Annotated in this window: 6 protein-coding genes; all 6 read right to left on the reverse strand. The window is 43.4% G+C overall.

What is annotated here, in order from left to right; all coding sequences use genetic code 11:
* Positions 1–64: 64 nt before the first annotated feature.
* Positions 65–1,441: an N-acetylmuramoyl-L-alanine amidase gene (locus tag RWO08_RS09055; protein ID WP_314211869.1), complete on the reverse strand. Its 1,377-nt coding sequence runs from the start codon at positions 1,439–1,441 to the stop codon at positions 65–67.
* A gap of 168 nt (positions 1,442–1,609) precedes the next feature.
* Positions 1,610–1,762, reverse strand: coding sequence for a 50S ribosomal protein L33 (gene rpmG / locus RWO08_RS09060; RefSeq protein WP_070755656.1), 153 nt, complete (start codon positions 1,760–1,762; stop codon positions 1,610–1,612).
* 158 nt (positions 1,763–1,920) lie between these two features.
* Positions 1,921–2,964, reverse strand: coding sequence for a serine hydrolase (locus RWO08_RS09065; RefSeq protein WP_314211870.1), 1,044 nt, complete (start codon positions 2,962–2,964; stop codon positions 1,921–1,923).
* A 48-nt stretch (positions 2,965–3,012) separates the two neighbouring features.
* A complete protein-coding gene (locus tag RWO08_RS09070; protein WP_314211871.1) occupies positions 3,013–4,215 on the reverse strand; it encodes a hypothetical protein in 1,203 nt (400 codons plus the stop codon).
* 115 nt (positions 4,216–4,330) lie between these two features.
* On the reverse strand, positions 4,331–5,773 hold the full coding sequence (locus RWO08_RS09075; RefSeq protein WP_314211872.1) for a YSIRK-type signal peptide-containing protein: 1,443 nt from the start codon (positions 5,771–5,773) through the stop codon (positions 4,331–4,333).
* Between the two features lie 169 nt (positions 5,774–5,942).
* Positions 5,943–6,262, reverse strand: a 320-nt coding sequence (locus tag RWO08_RS09080) for an LPXTG cell wall anchor domain-containing protein (RefSeq protein WP_314211873.1), incomplete at its 5' end; no start/stop codon positions are given.

The following is a 6,262-nucleotide window of genomic DNA, read 5'->3' on the forward strand; positions in this document are numbered from 1 at the left end:
CTACGTCATCGATTTCTTTGCTTATTTCTCCGTATTTTACCGCGTTTTATTTTCTATGTCAAGCCTATTGTGCTATAGACGAAGATTCTAAATACTGCTCCAGACCCTTAACAATGGCCTCCGCTACTGCATCATAGTAGCCAGAATTTTGAATCAGTTTCAAGTCGTCTTTATTACTCATGTAACCTAATTCTAAGAGCAGACTTGGCTGATGATTTTCTCTCAAGACATAGTAGTTACCGAAGTGAACCCCATTATTGCCGACGGCTTGATTATTGAGTTGGATTTTAGCTAACTCCGTATTGACTAAATTGGCTAAGGATTCATCTTGGGTATGATAGTAGTAAGTCGTAATCCCCGAAGCAATGTCGCTACTTGCCTCATCAAAGTGAATACTAATAAAGGCATCTACTTTTTCCTGATTAGCTAGCTGAGCTCGCTCTTCAAGGCTAACATCTGTATCGCTTGTACGAGTCATCATGACAACCGCACCTTGAGCTTCCAGTTTGGCTTTTAAGACATTCGAAGCAGCCAAGGTGACGGCCTTCTCTTGAGCATATGGATCTTGACTAATAGCACCTGGATCACTACCGCCGTGACCGGCATCAATTAAGATGACCGCCCCATTAAGCGAACGAGCAATCGGCCCATCCACATGGTCTTTAGAGGCATCTTCAAAGGCTACAATACGAGACTCTACATAGCCACGTTGACCATTTTGGTCCTCTACATGATAGAATTCTGTCCCGTCGTCGCCATTAACCGTTCCCAGATATTTGAAACGTTGATTAAAGCTTGGGTTGTAGTAAGGCGTGCTCTCAAGTTTTGGCTCACTGTGGAAGGCCTGACCTTCTGATCGAACTTGAATATATTGGGCATTGGTAATGTCAATATCCTCAGGCCGAATCGTCTCTTGTTGAGCTTGAATTTGCTCCTTGGTAGAAAGGTTTAAGTCAGCCGTGGCCACATAGCCCGGTTGGTTATAGACAATCAGTTCAGTCCAGCCCTTAGACTCACTGACCACATCATACTGGTAACCTTCTGTCAAATCCCGAATCTTGGCACTCGAAGTGGATGCCTTTTGGTAGAAAGGTGTGGTCTTCTTAACTTGAGCCGTCAAGCCCTGGTCAGAAGATAGACTAGGTTGGTCTAATAGCCATTGGGGCAGCCACCCTTCTCGCTGGCGATAGCGAACATTAAGCCAGTTATCCTCTTTCTTAATGACATGTACCACTTGGTCTTTGCTAATAGCACTAATAGCCTTGGAATTGGTATCTGGTGCTTGTCGCAGGGTCACACTAGCATTCTGAATGGTCACCTGACTCGATGTTTGTACCCAGAAAACCACCAGACTGGACAAAGTCAGGATCACAAGAAGGACTAGCAAGGGGAAATAACGTGGTGACCGCATAGCTTGGCCTAATTTATTGATCTTTTGCACTTTATTCCCCCTCCTTTCACTAATTCTAATCTATTATATCAAGCGCTTTCCTCTGTTTTCAACTTATGATTGTGCTTGTCATCTAAACGTAATATAGTTTCTGGACAAATAGCAAGAAAACAGCTCGTAGTCAGAACTACGAGCTGTGCTTGTATCTTATGCCACGTCTTACTTCTTCACTTCACGGTGTAAAGTTACTTTACGCAATCTTGGGCAGTATTTTTTTACTTCTAAACGATCTGGGTTATTACGTTTGTTTTTGGTAGTTAAGTAATTACGATCGCCGCATTCTGTACATTCTAAGTTAATGTTAACACGCATTGTCACAACCTCCTCAAATCATTTCTTGCTGATACCTCAACAGTACTCAAGTATTATAGCACGAACACTTTATAAATCTCAAGCCTTTTTTGAAAAAACTTGAAATTCTAGAACTGGCTAGCACCTAAGTTCAAGACTAGCTAGCTAAAGCCAGTCTTTTAGTCTTTCATAAGCTCGTAGACTTGCTGACCAATCTCTTGGAGCGGCTTTAACAAGTCGCCATCTCCTGGACCTTCCTGCAACACCACTAATACATAAGCTGATTGATTAGATACCTGTACAATGGCCGCATCATGTTGCAAGCCCTGAGCTGAGTTGGTTCCTGTCTTATTATAGCTGATGACGCCTTGTGGAAGTAACGCAACTAGCCCTTGACGATCTGTTTGTTGGGCTAAGTAATCTAAGAAAATTTGATCTTGCTCTTGCCCTACTAGCTTATGTTGATATAGTTTGGCTAAGAGCTGGCCGACTTCACGCGCACTGGTGAAGTTTTCCCTGCCTTCAGCAATCGCGACCTGGTCCATCATTAAGCGCTGTAAACGAGTATTTTGATAGCCAAGAGACTCAATCTTGGCTTGAACAGCAGATAGGCCCCCTAGACGTTCAATAATCAGATTGGTTGCCGTATTATCCGAATGAATTAGCATTTCTAAGGCCAGTTCTTCTAGGCTATAGGAAGTGCCAGGTTCAGCTGCTTGGAGATTACCTGTCCCGCCTACCTGGTCTTCAGCCGTCATGGTAATCATCTCTTGCCAGCTTAAGCGTCCAGCCTTAATTTCTTCTAACAAGACTTGCATGATGAAAAGTTTGATAACGCTAGCCGACTTGATTGGTCCCGCCTGACTCACCAAGGCAGCCCCTTGACTACTTGGCGTCACTTCTTGGAAATAATAGGCAAGATTAGTTGACTTCGTTCCATATAATTCAGAAAATGCCGACTGGACAGCTTGATTCTTATCGGAGAGAGACTCGCTTTGCTCGGATGCGACAGACTGACTATCCGAGAATACATCAAGTAGGCTAGTAGAGGTCTCCGATTCCTGACTGGACACAAGGACTGAACTCGAAACTTCAGGTTTCTTAGGGCTTTGTGTCATGACTTGATAAAGGAGAAAGCCAAGTCCCAAGAATGCGACCCCAGCGACTAGCATCAAGATGATAATTAAGTATCTACTGTAGTCAGGTTGGCGATTTGATGACATAGTATTTCCTCCCCTTATTACTTAAGGACCAGATTGTCTGTCAACGTCCTATGGCTTTTTAGACTCTATCTCGAAATAGATTTCCTTATTGGCAAACTCGTTCTTAACCTTTAAGAGCAGCTTTTCTTCTTTTGGTGCAGGTAAAATGACATATCCTTTTACACTTCCTCCACCCAGCATATAACGCGATTCATATTGGTCTCTAGCCTTCTTAAATTGGTAGAATCCCTTAAAGACATGGTCTTGACCTTGACTATCCACTAAGGATAAATGACTTTTACTTGGACTGGACTCAAAAAACTTGTCTTCAAGAGTTGGCGCCAAGCTAGACTCCATATGTAAAACTAAGAATTCTTGGTCTGACTTCATATCATCAGCCATGTGTTGGTAATCATCCGGGCTAAGTAAATCCATAGCTTTTTGTTTAGCTTGATCTCCACGCCAAGCATTTAAAACTGTTATCCTGTGAGATATAGCGAGGATACCGTAACCACTATCACTAGCCTCATAGGGCACGACGTAGTTAATTGGCTTGGTTTCTGTGAAAGGAACTGGCTTTTCCTTTGTTCCCCATTGTGCTTGTTCAGGACTTTCTGCTTGGACTTCCTTAGTAGGAACTGTAGTGTCTTGCCCCTTCTCTACTTGGAAGAAAACTCGATCAGATAGGCCATCCTTGGAGTAACTAAAGATAAGTGGAGTATCTTTGGGAACAATTGCGACCAAATAGCCATCATGCTCATTACCAGGATATAAAGACAACATATCAAAGGCCAACTCGTCTGGCAAGTCGGCAACATATTCATTTGGAATCCCGCTCCCAGACAAATCGAAGAAAGGATTGATGATACCGGCGTTGGTAAACTCTTCGTGATTTTCATCGCCCGACTTGTAGGCTAGTTTTAGATGCAATAAGAGAATTTCTTGGTCGTCATCCAAAGGCTGACGGTTGGGATGGTAGGATGGCGCTAGCTGCTGCAACTGACTCTCAGCCTTCTTGCCCCGCCAAGATTCAAGGATGGTAAAGGAAAGCTGGCTCTTGGATCCGTCACGAGACTTCTTCTCATAGTCTAAGGCCTCTCCTAAAGGGATGGGATTTTGTCGTGAACCTTTTTCCTTAGAAGAAGATTCATCTTGCCTATTGTTACCTGCGCTACTAGCCAGATCACTACTTTCGCTAGCCTGAATAAGGGCCAAAGGTTGACTCATGCTTAAACCTATCAGGGCCAAAAGAATTGCGAGTTTTTGCTTCATATCCTATACCTCATTTCATAGAACTTGCCATTATTATAACAAAGTTGCTACTCATCTACAAGCCATTCTAAAAAAGACTAGAAAGTGCTTGCTCTCTAGTCAGATAATACTTCATTTATCCCTGGCGTCGTCTAATTTCAACTTGTTTGAGATAGATAAGGCCAGCAGCTGCTGCTACAGCAGAGACACCCCCGAGTAGTAACCAATAGCTTTCATCCTCAGAAGCCGATGATGGTATAGGCTCCGTACTCACACTACTATTCGATTCTGATGAATCAATAGACGCATTATAAGAACTTGCGCTTGAATGAGAAACTTGACTTGAACTCACACTTGCGTTTTCTTCTTTTTCTTCAATTGATTCACCACTCGCTTGTGTTCTTTGGGCCATCACGTTAGCTTTTTCCACCAAGCTCGGTAATTCTCTACGAGGTCTTTGTTCAAGCGGACTAGGCGTTTCATCCTCATTAGGTGACGTTTGATTTTGATCTAGAAGAGGCTTAGGCTCCTCTCCATCTGGTTTAGGATCAGGTTGTGGTAATATAGGATCCATAGGAGATATTGGATCTAATGGAGGCTGTGGCTCCACTGGATCAATAGGTAGAATAGGTTCAGTAGGTCTTGAAGGATCTAAAGGATTGCTAGGATCCGTTGATTGCTTGGGCTCTGACACCTTGCTGGCTGTTAAGAAATTAAGTGTCAAGAAATATTGACTTTCTTGATTTCTGCTTACAATACGCGTCAAACCTAAGCCTAAGAGCGGCTGACGACTAGACCTAGCACTGTCAACACTAAGCAAATAGCGCGCCGGCAGATAAGAATCTGCATGACTTTCAAATAACATTCCGATAATGCCCTGATAGATTGCGCCTTTTACTTGACCAAGATTCTTAGCTTCTGCAAAATCCGTCTTCATTGGCATCCAATATTGATACCAGGCACTATCGTAGGGGCCAAATAGTTCGGATTCCCATTGACCATGAAACCCTTGCTCATTTGCTTGCCAATTCTGTGATTGATAACGATTGGCCAATACTCGGCTGGCCTCTTGAAGAGAAGCATCAACTTGGTAAGGCTGATGGCCCCATTTAGTACGCAAAGGATTGACTAAATCAGTCAGCCACTTTGCCAAGTGCATCCTCTCATCATCCTTCAGATTATCAATAGCCAGGGAAGTTTCGGAGTCTAGTTTACTTGGTAGATAGCCAGAATTTTGCTCTAAGCCGCGTTGACCAGCTTCTATCAAGTTTGGCTCATTTTTTAAGAGTTCCTCCTCAGTATAGCCTTCAGGCAAACTGATAGATGACCAAGTGTTTTGCTCAGATGACTGCAAATTGTCTGATTGTTCACTCTTATCTACTTGACTGGACATAGCAGGACTTGCTGACATTTCAGACTGTAAACCGTCTGAAGACTCTTGGCTAGTTACAGATCCTTTCTCTTCTTGAGCGCTAACATGGTGACCATGAGACGTCAGCCAAAGGAAGGATGCTACCGCAACGGACACAAGACCCACACTTAATTTACGGATAGCATAGCGGTTAATTCTGGATTTCATGGGGGTAACCTCCTCACTTATCGCTTCAGTATTCTGTGTCCTATTATAGCAATCTCTTGGCTCAAAACCTACCTAAAATCTGACTTAACACCCAAAATTTACCTTACTGTCATATTATTAACATTATCGACGAAATGAAAAAAAGACAGCCTGAGCTGTCTTTTTCAAATTATATTTTACGACGCTTGAATACCAGTAATGCGATTCCTGCTATAGCTGTCATAATGGCAGCCCCAAGCACTAGCAGGTTAGAGCTCTCACCAGTGTCTGGCAAGGCCTGTCCTACTGGACTTTGACCATTGTCTTTTGGCGCCATTTCACTTGGTTTATTTGAATCACTATCCTTGGCCTGACCAAGTCTATCAGCAGCAAGGTCACTTACTTGACTCGGTTGGCTCGGAGTCGTTGGTTGACTCGGTTGGCTCGGAGTCGTTGGCTGACTCGGTTGGCTCGGAGTCGTTGGCTGACTCGGTTGACTTGGAGTCGTTG

Origin of the sequence: uncultured Abiotrophia sp., assembly GCF_963520105.1 — a bacterium.
Classification (GTDB): Bacteria; Bacillota; Bacilli; order Lactobacillales; family Aerococcaceae; genus Abiotrophia.